Source organism: Vibrio cortegadensis, assembly GCF_024347395.1.
Classification (GTDB): domain Bacteria; phylum Pseudomonadota; class Gammaproteobacteria; order Enterobacterales; family Vibrionaceae; genus Vibrio; species Vibrio cortegadensis.
Genome location: NZ_AP025472.1, coordinates 3,088,001 through 3,109,446, shown reverse-complemented (window position 1 = coordinate 3,109,446; position 21,446 = coordinate 3,088,001). Strand labels below are relative to the sequence as shown.

Sequence of the window (21,446 nt, the reverse complement as noted above, 5' to 3'; positions counted from 1 at the left end):
ACATCGCGTTTTTTATTACAAGGAATAAATAATGATTCATATCATTACTGGCAGTACTCTCGGTGGTGCCGAATACGTAGGAGATCACTTAAGTGACCTTCTGCAAGAGAAAGGGCTAGAGACAGTCATCCACAATCAACCTCAAATAAGCTCTATTCCTAATAGTGGCACTTGGTTAGTCATCACATCGACTCACGGTGCAGGCGCGTACCCAGATAATATCCAGCCGTTTATCTCTGAATTAGAAAAAAATCCACCGAAAATGGATGGCGTTAAGTTCGCTGTCATTGCGATTGGTGACTCCAGTTATGACACTTTTTGTGCTGCAGGTTTGCATGCTTTTTCACTCTTAAAAGAGATAGGAACAACCTCGATCAGTGACTGTTTTACCATTGATATTTTATCCCAATCAGTACCAGAAGACGCTGCAGAAGAGTGGCTAAACCAGCATTTTGACCAGTTTTAGAGCTAGAATTATCTCTATAAAGGCGGTGTCTACCGCCTTTTTTTATGCCTAATTTTAAATTTGTGAATAACTTTCTCTAATTTCACAAAACTGTTTGCTCAAAAAACAAACAAATCACTTGTGGATAACATAGCTCATTTCCAGTGTTAAACCTATAGTTATCCCAATGATAACTTATATGCTTGGATCCCCCTGTGTATAAGTAGCCATTTTGATCCCAGCTAATCCTCCGGTTGATCCAAACTAGATCACACCTTTTGATCCACAAAAGATCAATGATCTTGTTGATCATTTTCCACTTATCCACAGGAACACTCGATCCTAATAATAGATCTAATAAAAGATCTCTATAAAGATCTTATATATATTAAGGAAAGGAGCTTTGATCAAAAAAAGCTAAAAGCGATTCTCTAGTCCATGGAAAAAAGGTAGAATAACGCTCCATTTTCTCTGTCCATTAAATCGTTTTTATACCTGAGGTCGGTCCATGCTTTATCACGAAAAATTTGACGTCATTGTTGTTGGTGGCGGTCATGCAGGAACGGAAGCCGCACTCGCATCAGCCCGTACTGGACAAAGTACACTCTTGCTTACTCATAACATCGACACGTTAGGACAAATGTCTTGTAATCCGGCAATTGGTGGTATCGGTAAAGGTCATCTTGTCAAAGAAGTCGATGCTATGGGTGGATTGATGGCACAAGCTATCGATCACGCAGGTATTCAATTTAGAACTTTGAATGCATCAAAAGGTCCTGCAGTAAGAGCAACTCGTGCTCAAGCTGATCGAGCTCTGTACAAAAGTTATGTACGCCATGCTCTTGAAAACACACCAAACCTAACTCTGTTTCAACAATCAGTCGATGATCTCATTGTTGAAAATGATCATGTCGTAGGTGTCGTTACTCAAATGGGACTAAAATTCCATGCCAAAGCCGTAGTGTTAACGGTTGGTACTTTCCTTGGCGGAAAAATTCATATCGGAATGGAAAGCTCTGCGGGAGGGCGAGCAGGAGATCCTCCGTCAATCGCACTAGCAGATCGTTTACGTGAGTTACCATTCCGAGTCGATCGTCTCAAAACAGGTACACCACCACGCATTGATGCCCGTAGCGTTGATTTTTCCGTACTTGAAGCTCAGCATGGTGATAACCCAACGCCTGTATTTTCTTTCATGGGATCACGCAGCCAACAACCTCGCCAAATTCCATGCTTTATCACGCATACCAATGAAAAAACGCATGATGTAATACGTGCTAATTTAGATCGCAGCCCAATGTATGCTGGTGTTATCGAAGGTATTGGACCTAGATATTGCCCATCAATTGAAGATAAAGTGATGCGTTTTGCTGACAAAAATAGCCACCAAATCTTCATTGAGCCTGAAGGACTCACGACTCATGAGTTGTACCCTAACGGTATTTCAACAAGCTTACCTTTTGATGTACAAGTTCAAATTGTTCGTTCAATGAAAGGTTTTGAAAATGCACATATTGTTCGTCCAGGTTACGCGATTGAATATGATTTCTTTGATCCTAGAGATTTAAAACAGAGCTACGAAACGAAATTTATTGGTGGATTATTCTTTGCTGGCCAAATCAACGGCACAACAGGCTATGAAGAAGCGGCAGCTCAAGGCTTAATGGCCGGACTAAACGCAAGCTTGTATACACAAGGTAAAGAGTCATGGAGCCCAAGACGTGATCAAGCCTATATGGGCGTGTTGATCGATGATTTATCGACAATGGGCACGAAAGAACCTTACCGTATGTTTACTTCACGTGCGGAATACCGCTTATTGCTTCGTGAAGACAATGCTGATTTACGTTTGACAGAAAAAGCGCATGAGCTTGGTCTTATTGATGATGCTCGCTGGGCTCGATTCAACCAAAAAGTTGAAAATATTGAGCAAGAGCGCCAACGATTAAAAGATCTATGGATGAACCCAAAATCTGAAGGTATCGCGGATCTTAACGCATTATTGAAGACACCAATGTCACGCGAAGCGAGTGGTGAAGATCTTTTACGTCGTCCAGAGATCACCTACCCACTGCTGACTGGTTTGGATATGTTTGCTCCAGCCCTTGAAGATCAACAAGCCGCAGAGCAAGTTGAGATAATGGTGAAATACGAAGGTTATATTCAGCGTCAGCAAGATGAAATCGACAAATCATTACGCCACGAGAACACTAAACTGCCAATCGATCTTGATTACAGTGAAGTGAAAGGGCTATCAAATGAGGTCGTAGTGAAATTGACCACGGCCAAGCCGGAAACATTAGGTATTGCATCGCGTATCTCTGGTATCACTCCAGCGGCCATTTCTATTTTATTGGTGCATCTGAAAAAACAAGGTTTACTGAAAAAAGGCGAGCAAGCTTAATGAGCGTATTACGTATAAAACTAGACCAATTATTAGCTCAAACTGATTTAGAAGTGAATGAGAATCAGCGTGAACAACTCGTCGGTTATGTGGAGATGTTGAATAAGTGGAATAAAGCTTACAACCTCACCTCGGTTCGCGATCCTATGGAAATGCTGATTAAACATATTTTAGACAGTATTATTGTAAGTACATACTTACATGGAAAGCGTTTTATTGACGTTGGTACTGGGCCTGGCTTACCTGGCGTACCACTTGCAATCATGAATCCAGATTGTGACTTTGTCTTATTAGACAGTTTAGGTAAGCGAATTCGTTTTATTAAACAGGCTACCCACGAATTAGGCATCAAAAATGTGACGCCTATTCAAAGTCGCGTAGAAGAGTATCAACCTGAAGATAAATTTGATGGTGTACTCAGCCGTGCATTTGCTTCAATGACGGATATGGTGGAATGGTGTCATCACTTACCAAAAGATAATACTGGTGTATTTATGGCGCTAAAAGGTCAATTATCTGAAAACGAAATTGAGCATATTCCAGAATGGTGTACCGTGACAGATGTCAAAGCTTTACAGGTTCCAGAGCTTGAAGGTGAGCGTCATCTGGTAATCTTATCGCGTAAGGGATAACAGCGAGGCAATCGTGGGAAAAATCGTAGCAATAGCTAATCAGAAAGGCGGAGTGGGGAAAACCACAACCTGTGTCAACCTAGCCGCTTCAATGGCAGCCACTAAGCGTAAGATATTAGTGATAGATCTTGATCCTCAAGGCAATGCCACAATGGCGAGTGGGATCGATAAATATCAAGTTGATGCCACTGCTTATGATTTATTGGTCGAAGATACTGCATTTAGTGAAGTGGTACAGCGCAGCACGAATGGCAACTATGACCTCATTGCTGCAAACGGAGATGTAACCGCGGCTGAAATTAAACTAATGGAAGTCTTTGCGCGTGAAGTTCGGTTAAAAAATGCGCTATCTATGGTTCGTGATAACTATGATTTCATCTTTATTGATTGTCCTCCCTCTTTAAATCTTCTTACAATCAACGCAATGGCAGCAGCGGATTCTGTATTAGTGCCAATGCAATGTGAGTATTTTGCGTTAGAAGGTTTAACTGCGTTAATGGATACCATCAGCAAACTGGCTGCAGTCGTGAATGAAAATCTAAAGATAGAAGGTTTATTGCGTACTATGTACGATCCGAGAAACCGACTCTCCAACGAAGTCTCCGACCAGCTTAAGAAGCACTTTGGTAGCAAGGTGTATCGCACAGTGATTCCACGTAACGTTCGCTTAGCTGAAGCTCCAAGTCATGGAAAACCAGCTATGTATTACGACAAGTATTCTGCCGGGGCTAAAGCATACTTAGCTTTGGCTGGTGAAATGCTTCGTCGTGAAGAAGTCCCAGTATAAACTTTAATCCAAGGAATTCACTCAATGTCTAAGCGTGGTTTAGGAAAAGGATTGGATGCTTTACTTGCAACCAGTTCATTAGCTCGTGAGAAACAGCAAGTGGCCTCACATAGTCAATCGCTCTCTTCTGAAGGTGAGTTAAAAGATTTATCGACTAATAGCTTAAGAGCTGGTGTGTATCAACCTCGTAAAGATATGGAACCAGAAGCGTTGCAAGAGCTTGCGGCTTCTATTCAGTCACAAGGCATTATTCAACCGATCATTGTCCGTCAGATTGAGCAAGGTCAGTTTGAAATTATCGCGGGTGAAAGACGTTGGAGAGCAGCTAAGCAAGCAGGGCTAAAACAAGTCCCATGTTTGGTGAAAAATGTAAAAGATCGAGCTGCGATTGCAATGGCGTTGATTGAAAATATACAGCGTGAAGATCTTAACGTTATGGAAGAAGCTCAAGCTTTAGAGCGGTTACAGAATGAGTTTTCTTTAACACATCAACAAGTTGCTGAAGTTATTGGCAAGTCTAGAACGACAGTCAGTAACTTATTACGTCTAAATCAGCTCCATGATGACGTAAAAGGTTTAGTTTTAACTAAACAGCTAGAAATGGGGCATGCTAGAGCGCTTCTTGCTTTAGAAGGTGAACAGCAAGTTGAGGTTGCGCAGAATGTAGCAGCGAAACAATTAACCGTTCGCCAGACAGAGCAATTGGTTAAAAAATGTTTATCTCCAAAGGTTGAAGGTAAAAACCAACCTGAAGATGAAGATGCTAAGCAAATGTCACAGAGCTTAAGTGATATTCTTGGCTCAAAAGTGTCGGTAGTTCGCTCTGTCAACGGTAAGTCAAAAATAACGATTAGTATTGATGAACCTCACAAATTAGAGCAACTTATTGCCAAGCTACATAGCTAAATGAGATAATTGATTTAGGTCAATTATGTAAAAAATGAAATTTCATTCGAAAGTTGTCGGTTTGTAAACAAAAGTGTAACTTTTTGCTGCGTTTTTATTGCAATCAGTTTGACTCACCGTATAATTTTCGGAAAATTCCCTGCACTGAGCAGTATGAGGTGCATAGTGGATATTATTAGAGGTACGAATACATGGTAGCTGCGTTAGCGAGACCAGGACGAGAGCTTGCAAAGCAATTGTTAATGATCGAGTTTGGCGCGGTTATGTTAGTGGCAGCAGGGATGGCTATAGCCGTAAATGCTGATTGGGGCCTTTCAGCGCTTGTTGGTGGTGGTATTTTTGTCATTGCTAACGCGGTTTTCGCGTTGTGTGCTTTCATGTTTAGTGGGGCTCGTGCTGCCAAGCGCATCGCGGCCTCTTTCTATACAGGACAAGCCTTAAAAATCCTAATCACGGTTGTACTATTTTCTGTTGCTTACGTGTATATGCAGGTGGAACTTGTTCCCCTCAAACTAACCTATTTGCTGGCATTAGGGATTAACATCTTTGCGCCAGTGCTATTCATTAACAACAAAAAATAGGATGAGTTATGGCTGCGCCAGGTGAAGCGCTAACACAATCCGGATATATTGCCCACCACTTATCAAACCTATCGCTTGCGAAATTGGGTTTGGTAGCGGATGAAGCAAGCTTCTGGAACGTACATATCGATAGCCTGTTTTTTTCTGTGTTTACAGGACTGATTTTCCTTTGGATTTTCCATTCTGTCGCTAAGAAAGCAACAGTAGGTGTACCAGGTAAGCTACAGTGTGCCGTTGAAATGGTAATAGAGTTCGTTGACCAAAACGTCAAAGATACTTTCCATGGACGCAACCCACTTATAGCTCCGCTGGCACTGACTATCTTTTGTTGGGTATTATTAATGAACATCATGGATTTAGTTCCAATTGATTTCTTACCTTACCCAGCACAACATTGGCTAGGCATCCCTTACTTAAAAGTGGTTCCTTCTGCTGATGTAAATATCACCATGGCTATGGCTCTGGGTGTTTTTGCTCTGATGATCTACTACAGCATCAAAGTGAAAGGCCTGGGTGGCTTCGCAAAAGAATTAGCGTTACATCCATTTAATCACTGGTCTATGATTCCGTTTAACCTTCTAATTGAAGTGGTATCGCTTTTAGCTAAACCTCTTTCTCTTGGTATGCGTTTATTCGGTAACATGTTCGCTGGTGAGGTTGTATTTATTCTTTGTGCAGCAATGCTACCATGGTGGCTACAATGGATGGGTTCACTTCCGTGGGCAATCTTCCATATTTTGGTAATCCTGATTCAGGCATTCGTATTCATGATGTTGACAATTGTTTATCTGTCAATGGCACACGAAGACCACGATCATTAATTTTTTAAGCTTTTATTTAGGCATTAAGCCAACAACTATAAATTGGAGATAGTAATGGAAACTTTACTGAGCTTTTCAGCAATCGCCGTGGGTATCATCGTCGGTCTTGCTTCTCTTGGTACTGCGATTGGTTTCGCACTTCTAGGTGGTAAATTCCTTGAAGGTGCTGCTCGTCAACCAGAAATGGCTCCTATGCTGCAAGTTAAGATGTTCATCATCGCTGGTCTGCTTGATGCGGTTCCAATGATCGGTATCGTAATCGCTCTACTATTCACGTTTGCTAACCCATTTGTTGGTCAACTAGCAGGCTAATTAACGATTTACGTTAATTAAATTTTTGTAGTTGATACTTAACGAGGGGTAGCTGTTGTGAATATAAACGCAACTCTGCTAGGTCAAGCAATTGCTTTTGCAATGTTTGTAGCGTTCTGCATGAAATATGTATGGCCGCCAATCATGCAAGCAATTGAAGAACGTCAGAAAAAAATTGCTGACGGTCTTGTAGCTGCTGAACGCGCTGCAAAAGACTTAGATTTAGCACAAGCCAACGCTTCTGACCAAATGAAAGAAGCGAAACGCACTGCAACTGAAGTAATCGATCAAGCGAATAAGCGTAAAGCTCAAATTGTTGACGAAGCACGCGAGGAAGCTCAGGCAGAACGCCAGAAAATCCTAGCACTAGCTGAAGCAGAACTTGAAGCTGAACGTAACCGCGCTCGTGATGAGCTTCGTAAACAAGTTGCAACTCTGGCTGTAGCTGGTGCTGAGAAAATCCTTGAGCGTACAATCGATAAAGATGCGCACAAAGATATTCTTGACAACATTACTGCAAAACTTTAAAGCGAGGGGCAGGATATGTCTGATTTGACTACAATCGCACGCCCCTATGCTAAAGCAGCGTTTGATTTTGCGGTTGAGAAAGGTGAGCTAGACCAATGGGGTCAAATGCTAGCCTTTGCTGCCGAAGTAGCAAAAAACGATAGTATTGCTGATTTGCTAAGTGGATCTGTATCTGCTGAGCAACTGTCTGAAATATTTATCGCAATTTGCGGCGAACAGTTTGATGAATTTGGTCAAAACCTAATTAAGGTAATGGCTGAAAATGGCCGACTAAAGGCCATGCCTGAAGTTTGTGAAGAGTTCCTCGTGCTTAAACAAGAGCATGAGAAGGAGATCGACGTTGAAGTACTTTCAGCCGTAGAACTTTCTGAAGAACAACGCACAGATATCAGCAGCAAACTTGAGCAGCGTCTTGAACGCAAAGTTCAGCTGAATTGCAGTGTAGATGAGACCCTACTTGGTGGGGTTATTATTCGAGCCGGAGACCTAGTCATCGATAACTCAGCGCGTGGTCGTTTGAACCGCCTGAGCGATGCCTTGCAGTCTTAATGGGGATTGGAGCATGCAACTTAATTCCACTGAAATAAGCGATCTAATCAAACAACGTATTGAATCTTTCAACGTTGTTAGTGAAGCTCGCAATGAAGGTACAATCATATCGGTAAGTGACGGTATCATCCGTATTCACGGCCTAGCGGACGTGATGCAAGGTGAAATGATTGAACTACCAAGTGGGCGCTATGCACTCGCACTTAACCTTGAGCGTGACTCGGTTGGTGCGGTTGTTATGGGTCCATATGCTGACTTACAAGAAGGCATGAAAGTTACAGGTACTGGTCGTATTCTTGAAGTACCAGTTGGTCCTGAAATGCTTGGTCGTGTTGTAAACACACTGGGTGAGCCAATTGATGGTAAAGGTCCAATCGAAGCAAAATTGTCTTCGCCTGTAGAAGTTATCGCACCTGGTGTAATCGACCGTAAATCGGTAGATCAACCAGTACAAACTGGCTACAAGTCAGTTGACTCAATGATTCCAATCGGCCGTGGTCAGCGTGAGCTAATCATCGGTGACCGTCAAACTGGTAAAACAGCGATGGCGATCGATGCAATCATTAACCAGAAAGATTCTGGTATTTTCTCAATCTACGTAGCAATCGGTCAGAAAGCATCGACTATTGCCAACGTAGTTCGCAAATTAGAAGAGCACGGCGCATTGGCGAATACCGTTGTTGTTGTTGCTTCTGCTTCTGAATCTGCTGCGCTGCAATATCTTGCACCGTATTCAGGTTGTGCGATGGGTGAATACTTCCGTGACCGTGGCGAAGATGCATTGATCATTTATGATGATCTATCTAAGCAAGCGGTAGCGTATCGTCAGATCTCTCTACTACTAAAACGTCCACCGGGTCGTGAAGCGTTCCCTGGTGATGTTTTCTATCTTCACTCTCGTCTTCTAGAGCGTGCAGCTCGTGTAAGCGAAGTATACGTAGAAAATTTCACTAACGGTGAAGTGAAAGGTAAGACTGGTTCTTTAACTGCTCTTCCTATCATTGAAACGCAAGCTGGTGACGTATCTGCATTCGTACCGACTAACGTAATCTCGATTACTGATGGTCAGATCTTCCTACAAACTGAGCTATTCAACGCGGGTGTTCGTCCTGCTGTTGACCCAGGTATCTCAGTTTCTCGTGTAGGTGGTTCAGCGCAAACGAAAATCATCAAGAAGCTATCTGGCGGTATCCGTACTGCACTAGCTCAATACCGTGAACTTGCGGCATTCGCACAGTTCTCGTCTGATCTTGATGATGCGACTAAGAAGCAGCTAGACCATGGTCAAAAAGTTACAGAACTAATGAAGCAGAAGCAGTACGCTCCAATGTCTGTATTTGATCAAGCCCTAGTTATCTTCGCGGCGGAACGTGGTTACTTGAACGATGTAGAACTGAATAAAGTTCTAGATTTTGAAGCATCACTACTGTCGTACGCTCATGGTCAATACGCTGATTTCGCAACAGAGATCAACGCTACGGGTGCTTATAATAGCGACATCGAAGCTAAGCTGAAAAAGCTTGCTGATGATTTCAAAGCAACCCAGACCTGGTAATTGGTTGGTGGCCTTCGGGTCACCCACTAACGGAGAGTAACGATGGCCGGCGCAAAAGAGATTCGTAATAAGATCGGGAGTGTTAAAAGCACTCAAAAGATCACGAAAGCAATGGAAATGGTAGCAGCTTCAAAAATGCGTCGCTCGCAAGATGCGATGGAAGCTTCTCGTCCGTATGCTGAAACAATGCGTAAGGTGATCGGTCATTTGGCTAATGCAAGTCTTGAGTACAGACATCCGTACTTAGATGAGCGTGAAGCCAAGCGTGTTGGTTATATCATTATTTCTACTGACCGTGGTTTGTGTGGTGGCTTGAACATTAACTTGTTCAAAAAAGCTATGAATGACATGCAAGCTTGGTCTGAGAAAGGTGCTGAAATTGAACTGGCCGTTGTTGGTTCAAAAGCAACAGCATTTTTCAATAACAGTGGCGCTAAAGTAGCTGCGCAGGTTTCAGGTTTAGGTGATAGCCCAAGCCTTGAAGACCTAATCGGTTCTGTTGGCGTAATGCTGAAGAAATATGATGAAGGCGAATTAGATCGTCTATACCTAGTGTTTAACAAATTTGAAAACACTATGGTTCAAGAACCAACGATCGATCAATTACTACCTTTGCCGAAATCAGACAGCGAAGCAGTTAAGCGCGATCATTCTTGGGATTATATTTATGAGCCCGAGCCAAAACCATTACTTGATACATTGTTGGTTCGCTATGTCGAATCTCAAGTATACCAAGGTGTGGTAGAGAACCTTGCTTCAGAGCAAGCGGCTCGAATGATTGCAATGAAAGCAGCAACTGATAACGCTGGTGACATTATTGATGATTTAGAACTTGTGTATAACAAAGCCCGTCAATCGGCGATTACACAAGAACTATCTGAAATTGTTTCTGGTGCCGCTGCGGTTTAACGCTTATTCGGTTTAAAGCTTAGGTAAAACTAATTAGTTTAGAGGATTAACGATGGCTACAGGTAAGATCGTACAGATCATCGGTGCGGTAGTCGACGTAGAGTTCCCACAGGGCGAAGTACCACGTGTATACGATGCTCTGAATGTTACTGATGCTAAAGAACGTCTAGTTCTTGAAGTTCAGCAACAACTTGGCGGTGGCGTGATTCGCGCAATCGTAATGGGTAGCTCTGATGGTTTACGTCGTGGTTTGACAGTAGTAAATACTGGCGCTCCAATTACAGTTCCAGTGGGCACTAAAACTCTTGGCCGTATCATGAATGTACTTGGTGATGCGATTGATGAGTGTGGCGACATTGGTGCTGAAGAGCATTATGCAATTCACCGTGAAGCTCCAAGCTACGAAGAGCAGTCTAACGAGACAGCGCTTCTAGAGACTGGTGTTAAAGTAATCGACTTGATTTGCCCATTCGCTAAGGGTGGTAAAATCGGTCTATTCGGTGGTGCGGGTGTAGGTAAGACCGTTAACATGATGGAACTTATCAACAACATCGCACTACAACACTCAGGCTTATCCGTATTTGCGGGTGTAGGTGAGCGTACACGTGAAGGTAACGATTTCTACTTTGAGATGCAGGAAGCAGGTGTTGTTAACATCGAAAAACCTGAAGAATCAAAAGTAGCAATGGTTTACGGTCAGATGAACGAGCCACCAGGAAACCGTTTACGTGTTGCCTTGACTGGTCTTACAATGGCAGAACGTTTCCGTGACGAAGGTCGTGACGTACTACTGTTCATTGATAACATCTACCGTTACACACTTGCAGGTACTGAGGTTTCGGCTCTACTAGGTCGTATGCCATCTGCGGTAGGTTACCAGCCAACACTAGCTGAAGAAATGGGTGTTCTTCAGGAACGTATTACATCGACTAGACAGGGTTCTATTACTTCTGTTCAGGCGGTATACGTACCTGCGGATGACTTAACGGATCCATCTCCAGCAACAACGTTTGCTCACTTGGATGCAACGGTTGTACTTAACCGTAACATCGCAGCAATGGGTTTATACCCTGCGATTGACCCGCTAGATTCAACATCTCGTATGCTTGATCCTCTAGTAGTTGGTCAAGAGCACTATGATATCGCTCAAGGTGTTCAAACAACACTTCAGCGCTATAAAGAGCTGAAAGATATCATCGCTATCCTAGGTATGGACGAGCTATCTGAAACAGATAAGCAAGTTGTATCTCGTGCTCGTAAGATTGAGAAGTTCCTTACTCAGCCTTACCACGTAGCGGAAGTATTTACAGGTGACCCAGGTGTTTACGTAGCTCTTAAAGAGACTCTACGTGGCTTTAAAGGTCTACTAGCTGGTGAATACGATGACATTCCAGAGCAAGCGTTCATGTACTGCGGTACTATTGACGAAGCTATTGAGAATGCCAAGAAGCTATAAGGCTAAATAGGAGGCGATATGGCAGCAATAACCTTTCATCTAGATGTAGTAAGCGCAGAGAAAAAACTTTTCTCAGGTCGTGTTGAAACATTTCAGGTGACCGGAAGCGAAGGTGAACTTGGTATTTTCCATGGTCACACCCCGCTGCTGACCGCTATTAAGCCTGGCATGGTGCGTATCGTGAAACAGCACGGCCACGAAGAAATTATTTATGTTTCTGGTGGTATGATTGAAGTTCAACCGGGTACAGCGACTGTACTGGCTGATACGGCAATCCGTGGTGAAGAACTAGACGCAGCTAAGGCGGAAGAAGCCAAGCGCAAAGCTGAGGAACATATCCAGAATCAGCATGGCGACATGGACTTCGCACAAGCGGCAAGCGAACTCGCTAAAGCCATTGCTCAGTTACGAGTTATCGAACTGACGAAGAAACGTCGTTAATTAAGCAATTAAGTAGCAACGTTGAGACAAAGGCGGCCAATTGGTCGCCTTTTTGCTTATTTGATATCAATAATTTGTAATACAGATTTAACAGCTCAGTGAATTCCGGCTAAAATAGCCGCATTAAAAAAACGTCATAGGTTAGAACATGAAATTTAGCTCAGTTATCCTGGCTGCGGGTAAAGGCACCCGTATGTACTCCAATATGCCAAAGGTACTTCACACGTTAGCGGGTAAACCAATGGTTAAGCATGTGATTGATACTTGCAGCGATCTTGGGGCGCATAACATTCACCTTGTATATGGTCACGGTGGTGATCAAATGAAGAGTGTACTAGCAGAAGAACCTGTTAACTGGATCCTTCAAGCGGATCAGTTAGGAACGGGTCATGCGGTTGATCAAGCTTCGCCAAAGTTTGAAGATGATGAAAAGATCTTAGTGCTTTATGGGGATGTTCCATTGATCTCTTCTGAGACCATTGAAAACTTACTGGAAGCACAGCCTACTGGCGGTATCGCACTGCTTACTGTTGTGCTTGATAACCCAATGGGCTATGGCCGTATTGTGCGTAAAAATGGTCCTGTTGTGGCGATCGTTGAGCAGAAAGATGCGACTGACGAACAAAAATTGATTAAAGAGATCAACACTGGTGTCATGGTAGCAACCGGTGGTGATCTGAAGCGTTGGTTATCTGGCTTAAATAACCAAAACGCACAAGGTGAATACTACCTTACTGATGTTATCGCAGCTGCGCATAATGAAGGACGTGCGGTTGAAGCGGTTCACCCTGCTAACCCTATCGAAGTGGAAGGGGTGAATGACCGTGCTCAGTTAGCTCGATTAGAGCGTGCCTATCAGCAAATGCAAGCTCAGTACTTATTAGAGCAAGGCGTTATGCTACGCGATCCTGCTCGTTTTGACCTACGTGGTTCAATTCAATATGGTATGGATGTCGAGATCGATGTGAATGTGATTATCGAAGGTGCTGTTACCCTTGGTGATAATGTCAAAATTGGCGCTGGCTGTGTACTAAAAGACTGCGAGATTGATGATAACACTATCGTTCGTCCATACAGTGTCATTGAAGGTGCAACTGTTGGTGAAGACTGTACTGTGGGTCCATTTACTCGCTTACGCCCTGGTGCCGATATGCGTAATAACTCGCATGTAGGTAACTTTGTGGAAGTGAAAAATACGTGTTTAGGCGAAGGTTCTAAAGCTAATCACCTAACGTACTTGGGTGATGCTGAAATTGGCCAACGTGTGAATGTTGGTGCTGGTGCAATCACTTGTAATTATGATGGTGCTAATAAATTTAAAACCATTATTGGTGATGATGTTTTTGTTGGTTCAGATAGCCAATTAATTGCTCCTATCACTATTGCAGACGGTGCAACGATTGGTGCTGGTTCGACTGTTACCAGAGATGTCGCGGAAAGCGAATTGGTTATTAGCAGAGCGAAAGAGCGTAAAATCGCAAACTGGCAGAGACCTGCGAAAATTAAGAAGTAATTCAAGAGTTAAACGAAAAAGCCGCACTGTTTGCGGCTTTTTTACTTTTTGTGTCTTATGTTCAAATCGTGTGAATCAATTACCCACTTATGACTGATTAGTGGCTCGGTACCGCAATTCGTTTTTCCAACATTCTTACTCCTTGTGAAACCACTAGGATAAGCACTAAATATTCAAGTACCAAGAATGTGTATATCTCTAGAGGTAAGTACTCATTAACCACCAGCTCGTTAGCTCGTCGAGTTAAATCACTTAAGCCGATTACACTCACCAGCGAAGACATTTTGAGAATGTAGACAAATTGATTACCTAGCGGTGGCAGAATTTGTCTTAATGCTTGAGGAAGAATAATAAAGCGCATCTTCTGCCAATAATTCAATCCAAGTGATTCTGCGGCCTCGTGCTGGCCTTTATGAATCGCTTGAATGCCACCACGAAATACTTCGGCCATAAAGGCACTTTCTGCGATGGTTAATGCGATCACCCCAGCCCAAAAGTGGTTGAGTGAGATATCCATCAGTGTCGGCATACCGTAATAAACCCACAATAAAAGCACCAGAACCGGAATAGAGCGGATCGTCTCTACATAAACACGGTTGATTAGATTGAGCCATTTCTTATCTGAAAGAGCGGGTAGTGCGATCATTAGTCCAATCGACATAGCAAAGAGCATACTCAGGAGGGATACTGCTATCGTATCTTCAAAACCACCTAAGAGAAAACCGATGTTTGTCCGACCTTGCTCGGTGGAAGGATCAAGCACATACCATCCCCACTCATAACTAGAGCAACCAGTGATAAGTAAGGGAGTAAAAAGGAAGAAAAAGTGTCGGTAATTCACAATAAGTTACTATCCTAACTAATAAAATTTCGATGTTACTGCTATGTTATCAAGACTATGAGAAAAAAAGTTAATAATATTAAGGAATAGACAATGAAGAGATTCATTATAGCACTAGGAATGTGTTTGCTCGCGGTTGGACAAGTTTCGGCGGATAGCCGTTTAAAAGAGATTTTAGACACTGGCGTAATGCGAGTGGGAACCACGGGAGACTGGAACCCGATGACCATGAAAGATCCAGCAACCAATAGTTATCGCGGTTTTGATATTGATGTCACGACGGAATTGGCGAAAGATCTTGGAGTAAAGGTTGAATATATCGCAACCGATTGGAAAACCTTAGTTAATGGCATTACCGCGAATAAATATGACATTACCGGAAGTGCGTCGCTGAATATGTCGCGTGCTAAGGTGGCGGGTTATAGTCAGCCTTATTTTTATTTAGCTTTTGTTCCAGTTGTACAGAAAAAAGACCTGACTAAATTTTCCAGTTGGGAGGACTTTAATGATTCGAACATCAAAGTTGCGGCAACATTGGGTACTGTGCAAGAGAAGATGGTTAAAGAGTTTTTCCCTGAAGCAAAACACATTGTTATAGAAGCGCCTGCTCGTGATTTTCAGGAATTACTGGCTCGCCGTGCTGATGTATCAGTGACGTCCAATGTTGAAGCCGCGACGCTGGTGGAGAAGTTTAAACAGTTAGCGATTGTACCTGTCGAAGATCCGCGTCGACCAACACCCATTTCGATGTTACTTCCTCAAGATGACCAAGTGTGGATCAATTATGTGAACCACTGGGTTGAGCTGAAAAAGACGCAAGGTTTTTTCAAAGCGACCGCTGAAAAGTGGGGCTTGAAAAGTTTATAGTGATGTCTCATATAAAAAAGCCGCGAATTTCGCGGCTTTTTTGTTTTCTAGCTAACCGAGTTGTCTATTAATCAATTTTTAATTATTCGTCGCTGACCACTCGAGCGTTGTCTGGTGCTCTGAAGTGTTTAGATAGCTCTCTGTTCGACACGATATAACCTACCCATAAACCGCCTAGGCAAATGATTATCGCAATACCAGTCACCATCTGAGCTTGGCTTGCGAAGACCGCTACAAGTGCGCTTGCAAAACCACTGACACAGATTTGCAGGCTATTTTGTAGGCCCGCAGCGGTTGCTGGGCTGTTTTTTGCGCTAGATAGTGCGCGGTTTACGACGATTGGGTATAACGCACCATTTGCTACCGCAATTAAGCAGAAGGGGGCTAAAATTGGCCAAATGGATGATAGCGTCCACTGAGATGCGATGAAAATAAGCAGAGTCGCGACACTGAAAAGACCAATTAATTGCTTCAGAACTTTTTCATCACCAAATTTTTTCACACCAACTTTGCCCATGTAACCACCGACCATAAAAGCGATGGTTTGCGGGATAAAGCTTAAACCGATGTCTTTTGGTTCATAGCCTAGTTGGCTCATGATTTCAGGCATCCCCGTTAAGTAAGCGAAGAATGCAGCGGACGCCATTGCAAACATCATGACATTGCCCACATAGGTTTTAGAGTGCAGTAACGCTTTGATATCTGTTTTGATTGAGCTTTGCTTACTTTCAACCTTCTCTTGAGGTTGGCTCATGGTTGCTAATACCAGCATGACACCCATTAGCGTTAATGTGATAAAAATACTGTGCCAGCCAAAGTTGTCCGCAAGTAACACACCTAACTGAGGTGCTAGGGCTGGTGATAGCGCGACTAAGGGCATAATTGTCGCAAAAATTTGTTGGCTACCACTTGCTGGATAACGTTTTATGACCATCGCCTGCCAAATAACCGCAGGTGCACATACGCCGATCGCTTGAATGAAGCGCAAGCTTAATAGTTGCCAAACTTCAGTGCTAAAGGCTAAACCAAATGAAGCGAGAGTGAACACGCCTAGGCCGACAACCAAGGTGTTTCTATGGCCAAATTTATCAGAAGCTAAGCCCCATAGCAGTTGCCCTATCGCCATACCCGCAAGAAATACGGTGAGAGAAAGAGCGATTTGTTCTGGGCCTGTGGCGAAGTCTGTCTCCATAATTTTAAACGCAGGGAGATACATATCTGTGGCTATAAAACCTAACATCGAAAGCGCAGCTAAGTAGATGAGTTGTAACTTGGAGATTTTCATACGATTTCCATTCAAAATATTTGTTTGTTTATGAACTGTTTAGGTTGGCGCCAGCCCTTGTTTATTTACGCTTTCATTCTATTCCGTCGACCTAGATAAAATAAAACGTTAAAATTAGTGGTTATCAATCAAAAAATTTGAAGGCTTATGTTCTCTAAATCATCATTAGAAATGCTCGATACGGTGGCTCGACTCGGTAGCTTTACCGCCGCTGCTGAGGTGTTGCATAAAGTTCCTTCCGCGATCAGTTATGGAGTTAGACAGGTTGAGCAAGATTTGGATGTCATCTTGTTTCGGCGATTACCAAGAAAGGTCGAGTTAACACCGGCTGGTGAGTTGTTTATTGAAGAAGCTCGCGTGCTACTTAGGCAGATGTCAGAAGTAAAAGCGCAAACCAAACGAGCGGCTCATGGCTGGCAGAAAACGCTAAAGTTAACCCTAGATAACGTGGTTAAGCTCGATAAAATGAAACCCATGATTGAAGATTTTTACCAGACATTTGAGTTTGCTGAACTGCAGATCAATATGGAGGTTTTTAATGGCTCTTGGGAAGCGATCGCACAAGGCAGGGCGGATATTGTTATTGGTGCGACCTCTGCTATTCCAGTGGGCGGCGATTTTGAGGTAAAAGAGATGGGTCTCTTGGATTGGGCTCTAGTGATGTCACCAAGTCATCCATGTGTGAAAGAACAAAACCTGACAGAATCGTTCGTTAGCCAGTTTCCTGCCATATGTTTAGATGATACATCCAGTGTGCTACCCAAGCGTCATACTGGGCATTATCCGCAGCAAAGACGCCTGCTATTGCCTAATTGGTATAGTGCGATTGAGTGTTTGAAGAATGGGGTTGGTGTGGGTTATATGCCGCGCCATATCGCCGCGCCATTGATCGCCGATGGTCAGTTGGTTGAAAAAGTCATGCCTGATGATAAACCATTGAGTCAGTGTTGTTTAGTTTGGCGAAAAGACGATAACCACAAGCTGATTAAATGGATGGTGGACTATTTAGGGTCGAGTGAACAGTTGTATCATGATTGGTTGGATGAGCGTCGATTAGGTGATATCGGGTAATAAAAAACAAGCATCAGCTGCACAAATAAAACAAGCGAGATATGAGTATCTCGCTTGTTTATCTAACGACCGTTTTTAAGAAGAAATGACCTTCTTAACACTCTATTTTATGAAAGAAAAAACTTATACGATGGGTTATCACTTTCATCTTTGCACTGGTAGCCAAGTTCGCGTAAATGCGTCGAAAACTGAGCTAAATCTTGCTCATCAAGCTCAAAACCACAAAGAACTCGCCCATAATCAGCTCCGTGATTTCGGTAATTAAACAGGCTTATATTCCAATGCGTTCCTAGAGTGCTGAGGAACTTAAGTAGCGCCCCCGGATATTCCGGAAATTCGAAGCTGTATAATCGCTCTTTGAGTTGCTTTGAGGGTTTTCCGCCTATCATGTAGCGAACATGGAGTTTTGCCATCTCATCATCAGAAAGATCGGCGACGGGATAGCCACCTTCACGCAAATCATCAATAATGCTGAGAAGCTCATCTTGACCGCCTTGCAAACGGACGCCAACAAAGATATTCGCTAAGCGATCATCGTTATAACGATAGTTAAACTCAGTAACCGCACGACCACCAATAATATTGCAGAACTCTAAGAATGCACCTTGGCGTTCAGGGATAGTCACCGCGAGTAACCCTTCGCGTTTTTCACCGAGTTCACAACGTTCGGAAACATAGCGCAAACCGTGGAAGTTGGTGTTAGCACCCGATAAAACCGTGCCAAGTTGTTTATCTTTGAGTTGATTGGCTTCTGCGTATTTTTTTAATCCAGCCAGTGCCAGCGCACCGGAAGGTTCCGCAATGGCGCGAGTATCTTCAAAAATATCTTTAACGGCAGCACAGATTTCATCGCTGGAAACCGTAATATGGCCATCGATATATTGCTGGCAAAGTCGGAAAGTCTCTTCACCAATACGTTTCACCGCAACACCATCGGCAAACATGCTGACCTGATCAAGAACGACAGGTTCTCCGGCATCTAAGGCGGCTTTTAGGCAGGCAGAATCTTCAGGTTCAACTGCAATGATCTTGATTTCCGGCATCAACTGTTTGATTAATACCGCAACACCTGCTGCTAAACCACCGCCGCCAACAGGAACAAAAATATAATCTAAATGACCATTTTGCTGCAGCATTTCCATGCCAATCGTGCCTTGCCCTGCGATCACTAATGGGTGATCAAACGGAGGAACAAACGTATAGCCATACTCAGCGGATAAACGTTCTGCTTCTGCTTTGGCTTCATCAAAATTGCTGCCGTGTAAAATGACCTTACCACCAAATCCACGTACCGCTTCTACCTTGATATCGGGCGTTGTTTTGGGCATCACAATGGTGGTTTGGATAGCCAATTTAGTTCCTGATAGCGCCATGCCTTGTGCGTGGTTGCCTGCTGATGCTGCAATGACTCCCGCCTGTTTTTGCTCTTCAGACAAACTGGAAACCATGTTATAGGCACCACGAAGTTTGAAGGAGTGCACCGGTTGGCGATCTTCACGTTTGAGCTGAATCTGGTTGCCCATACGCTCAGATAAGCGCGGCATCGCTTGCAATGGGGTGACCGTTGCTACTTCATAGACGGGAGCACGTAAGATCTGACGCAGATAGTCTGCGCCAGTTTGTTGAGTTGTCGTCATAAGAACAGTAATCCTTTTCTCTGTGGCCGAACTAATCGTCCAATTTCGACTTATCACGAACCGCGCCTTTATCGGCACTGGTTGCCATGCTGGCATACGCTTTCAAAGCAAACGAAACTTCACGTTGGCGGTTAACTGGTTTCCAGCCTTGTTGATCTTGAGCGCTGCGACGAGCGGCCAATTCAGTTTCAGCAACGTCTAATGTTATCGAGCGGCTTGGGATATCAATGGTGATGATATCGCCCTGTTGAACCAAACCAATGGTTCCGCCACTTGCCGCTTCAGGGGATACGTGGCCAATTGAGAGGCCGGATGTTCCGCCTGAGAATCGACCGTCGGTTAATAATGCACACGCTTTACCTAGCCCCATCGATTTTAGATAGGTGGTTGGGTAGAGCATTTCTTGCATTCCTGGGCCACCTTTTGGTCCTTCGTAGCGGATCACCACAACATCACCAGCTTTAACTTGGCCACCTAAAATACCGTCAACCGCAGTATCTTGGCTCTCAAATACGACCGCTGGGCCTTGGAATTTAAGGTTTTCTTCATCAACGCCTGCGGTTTTGACAATACAGCCATCAACCGCGATGTTGCCAGATAGTACCGCAAGCCCACCTTCTTGGCTAAAAGCGTTCTCTTTGGTGCGAATACAGCCATTCTCACGATCATCGTCTAATCGATCCCAGCGGCAATCTTGTGAGAAAGCTTTCGTGGTGCGAATGCCTGCTGGGCCCGCGCGGAAAAACTTAAGTACCGCTTCATCTTCAGTCTGCATGATATCGTATTGAGCTAATTGCTCTTTCATGGTTAAACCCAATACGGTATTGGTTTCACCATTTAATAGACCTGCACGATCTAGCTCACCCAGAATCGCCATTACGCCACCAGCACGGTGTACATCTTCCATGTGGTACTTCGGTGTAGAAGGGGCAACTTTACATAAATGTGGAACACGGCGAGACATTGCGTCGATATCTTCCATATCAAAGTCAATATCCCCCTCTTGAGCTGAGGCGATTAGGTGAAGCACAGTATTACTCGATCCGCCCATCGCAATATCAAGTGCCATAGCATTTTCAAACGCAGCTTTATTGGCAATGTTACGTGGCAGAGCGGAGTCATCACCTTGTTCGTAATAGCGCTTAGTTAATTCAACCACGCGTTTACCCGCATTGATAAACAACTGCTCACGGTCTGCATGAGTGGCGAGCATTGAACCATTGCCCGGTTGAGATAACCCTAGCGCTTCGGTTAAACAGTTCATTGAGTTAGCGGTAAACATACCTGAACATGAGCCACAAGTTGGGCACGCAGATCGTTCCACTTGCTCACTCTGTTCATCCGAAATCGTTGGATCGGCACCTTGGATCATGGCATCGACAAGGTCGAGTTTGATGATCTGATCGGAAAGCTTGGTCTTACCCGCTTCCATCGGGCCGCCTGATACAAAGATCACTGGGATATTAAGGCGCATGGCGGCCATCATCATTCCCGGAGTAATTTTGTCACAGTTAGAGATACAAACCATCGCATCGGCGCAGTGTGCGTTGACCATGTACTCGACTGAATCAGCAATCAACTCACGTGATGGTAGTGAGTACAACATACCTCCATGACCCATTGCGATGCCATCGTCGACCGCGATGGTGTTGAACTCTTTGGCTATGCCGCCTGCTTTCTCAATTTCACCCGCCACCAGTTGACCCATGTCTTTAAGATGAACGTGGCCAGGTACAAATTGAGTGAAAGAGTTGACGACGGCAATAATCGGTTTACCGAAATCTTCTTCTTTTACACCAGTTGCGCGCCATAAGGCACGAGCACCAGCCATGTTACGTCCGTGAGTGGTGGTAGCACTGCGATATTTATTCTTAGGAGCCGTTGGCATTTGTATTTCCTTATTCAA

Annotated in this window: 21 protein-coding genes; 17 read left to right on the top strand and 4 right to left on the bottom strand. The window is 43.8% G+C overall.

The window, feature by feature from the left end:
- Window positions 1-31 precede the first annotated feature (31 nt).
- The 15 genes from mioC (at window position 32) to glmU (ending at window position 13,839) form a co-directional block, all read left to right on the top strand.
- On the top strand, window positions 32-466 hold the full coding sequence (gene mioC, locus OCV39_RS14475; RefSeq protein ID WP_017054317.1) for an FMN-binding protein MioC: 435 nt from the start codon (window positions 32-34) through the stop codon (window positions 464-466).
- A gap of 487 nt (window positions 467-953) precedes the next feature.
- The gene (gene mnmG, locus OCV39_RS14470; RefSeq protein ID WP_017054318.1) at window positions 954-2,849 is read left to right on the top strand and encodes a tRNA uridine-5-carboxymethylaminomethyl(34) synthesis enzyme MnmG; all 1,896 of its coding nucleotides are present in this window, start codon (window positions 954-956) and stop codon (window positions 2,847-2,849) included.
- On the top strand, window positions 2,849-3,481 hold the full coding sequence (gene rsmG, locus OCV39_RS14465; protein ID WP_261888673.1) for a 16S rRNA (guanine(527)-N(7))-methyltransferase RsmG: 633 nt from the start codon (window positions 2,849-2,851) through the stop codon (window positions 3,479-3,481). The genes mnmG and rsmG overlap by 1 nt, the downstream gene beginning before the upstream one ends.
- 13 nt (window positions 3,482-3,494) lie before the next feature.
- A complete protein-coding gene (locus OCV39_RS14460) occupies window positions 3,495-4,268 on the top strand; it encodes a ParA family protein (RefSeq protein ID WP_017054320.1) in 774 nt (257 codons plus the stop codon).
- A 24-nt stretch (window positions 4,269-4,292) separates the two neighbouring features.
- Window positions 4,293-5,174 (top strand): ParB/RepB/Spo0J family partition protein, encoded by an 882-nt coding sequence (locus OCV39_RS14455; protein WP_017054321.1) that lies wholly within the window; start codon window positions 4,293-4,295, stop codon window positions 5,172-5,174.
- A gap of 191 nt (window positions 5,175-5,365) precedes the next feature.
- Window positions 5,366-5,755, top strand: a complete 390-nt coding sequence (locus OCV39_RS14450) for a F0F1 ATP synthase subunit I (RefSeq protein WP_017054322.1) — start codon at window positions 5,366-5,368, stop codon at window positions 5,753-5,755.
- Between the two features lie 8 nt (window positions 5,756-5,763).
- The gene (atpB, locus tag OCV39_RS14445; protein WP_017054323.1) at window positions 5,764-6,576 is read left to right on the top strand and encodes a F0F1 ATP synthase subunit A; all 813 of its coding nucleotides are present in this window, start codon (window positions 5,764-5,766) and stop codon (window positions 6,574-6,576) included.
- Between the two features lie 54 nt (window positions 6,577-6,630).
- Entirely contained in the window at window positions 6,631-6,888 is a 258-nt protein-coding gene (gene atpE, locus OCV39_RS14440; RefSeq protein WP_005372317.1) for a F0F1 ATP synthase subunit C, read from the top strand.
- Between the two features lie 57 nt (window positions 6,889-6,945).
- A complete protein-coding gene (gene atpF, locus OCV39_RS14435; RefSeq protein WP_113798202.1) occupies window positions 6,946-7,416 on the top strand; it encodes a F0F1 ATP synthase subunit B in 471 nt (156 codons plus the stop codon).
- Between the two features lie 15 nt (window positions 7,417-7,431).
- The gene (gene atpH / locus OCV39_RS14430) at window positions 7,432-7,965 is read left to right on the top strand and encodes a F0F1 ATP synthase subunit delta (RefSeq protein WP_113798200.1); all 534 of its coding nucleotides are present in this window, start codon (window positions 7,432-7,434) and stop codon (window positions 7,963-7,965) included.
- A gap of 13 nt (window positions 7,966-7,978) precedes the next feature.
- Window positions 7,979-9,520, top strand: coding sequence for a F0F1 ATP synthase subunit alpha (atpA, locus tag OCV39_RS14425; protein ID WP_113798198.1), 1,542 nt, complete (start codon window positions 7,979-7,981; stop codon window positions 9,518-9,520).
- 42 nt (window positions 9,521-9,562) lie between these two features.
- Window positions 9,563-10,429 carry a F0F1 ATP synthase subunit gamma gene (atpG, locus tag OCV39_RS14420; protein WP_113798196.1) on the top strand — a complete coding sequence of 289 codons (867 nt, stop codon included), beginning with the start codon at window positions 9,563-9,565 and terminating at the stop codon, window positions 10,427-10,429.
- A gap of 52 nt (window positions 10,430-10,481) precedes the next feature.
- A complete protein-coding gene (gene atpD, locus OCV39_RS14415; RefSeq protein WP_113798194.1) occupies window positions 10,482-11,885 on the top strand; it encodes a F0F1 ATP synthase subunit beta in 1,404 nt (467 codons plus the stop codon).
- Between the two features lie 18 nt (window positions 11,886-11,903).
- Entirely contained in the window at window positions 11,904-12,326 is a 423-nt protein-coding gene (locus tag OCV39_RS14410) for a F0F1 ATP synthase subunit epsilon (protein ID WP_017054329.1), read from the top strand.
- A gap of 148 nt (window positions 12,327-12,474) precedes the next feature.
- On the top strand, window positions 12,475-13,839 hold the full coding sequence (gene glmU, locus OCV39_RS14405) for a bifunctional UDP-N-acetylglucosamine diphosphorylase/glucosamine-1-phosphate N-acetyltransferase GlmU (RefSeq protein ID WP_171757121.1): 1,365 nt from the start codon (window positions 12,475-12,477) through the stop codon (window positions 13,837-13,839).
- Between the two features lie 97 nt (window positions 13,840-13,936).
- Here the strand turns inward: glmU and OCV39_RS14400 are convergent, their stop codons facing one another.
- Window positions 13,937-14,680, bottom strand: a complete 744-nt coding sequence (locus tag OCV39_RS14400) for an amino acid ABC transporter permease (RefSeq protein WP_029203545.1) — start codon at window positions 14,678-14,680, stop codon at window positions 13,937-13,939.
- A gap of 93 nt (window positions 14,681-14,773) precedes the next feature.
- On the opposite strand from OCV39_RS14400, the gene OCV39_RS14395 reads away from it, so the two are divergent.
- Complete coding sequence (locus OCV39_RS14395) at window positions 14,774-15,547, top strand: transporter substrate-binding domain-containing protein (protein ID WP_017054332.1); 774 nt, start codon at window positions 14,774-14,776, stop codon at window positions 15,545-15,547.
- 82 nt (window positions 15,548-15,629) lie between these two features.
- Here the strand turns inward: OCV39_RS14395 and punC are convergent, their stop codons facing one another.
- Entirely contained in the window at window positions 15,630-16,832 is a 1,203-nt protein-coding gene (punC, locus tag OCV39_RS14390; protein ID WP_017054333.1) for a purine nucleoside transporter PunC, read from the bottom strand.
- A 147-nt stretch (window positions 16,833-16,979) separates the two neighbouring features.
- Between punC and punR the strand changes: the two genes are divergently transcribed.
- Window positions 16,980-17,903 (top strand): DNA-binding transcriptional activator PunR, encoded by a 924-nt coding sequence (punR, locus tag OCV39_RS14385; RefSeq protein ID WP_017054334.1) that lies wholly within the window; start codon window positions 16,980-16,982, stop codon window positions 17,901-17,903.
- Between the two features lie 107 nt (window positions 17,904-18,010).
- Here the strand turns inward: punR and ilvA are convergent, their stop codons facing one another.
- Together ilvA and ilvD are read right to left on the bottom strand one after the other, a co-directional pair.
- Window positions 18,011-19,540 carry a threonine ammonia-lyase, biosynthetic gene (ilvA, locus tag OCV39_RS14380; RefSeq protein WP_261888672.1) on the bottom strand — a complete coding sequence of 510 codons (1,530 nt, stop codon included), beginning with the start codon at window positions 19,538-19,540 and terminating at the stop codon, window positions 18,011-18,013.
- A 31-nt stretch (window positions 19,541-19,571) separates the two neighbouring features.
- A complete protein-coding gene (gene ilvD, locus OCV39_RS14375; protein WP_261888671.1) occupies window positions 19,572-21,428 on the bottom strand; it encodes a dihydroxy-acid dehydratase in 1,857 nt (618 codons plus the stop codon).
- Window positions 21,429-21,446: the final 18 nt, after the last annotated feature.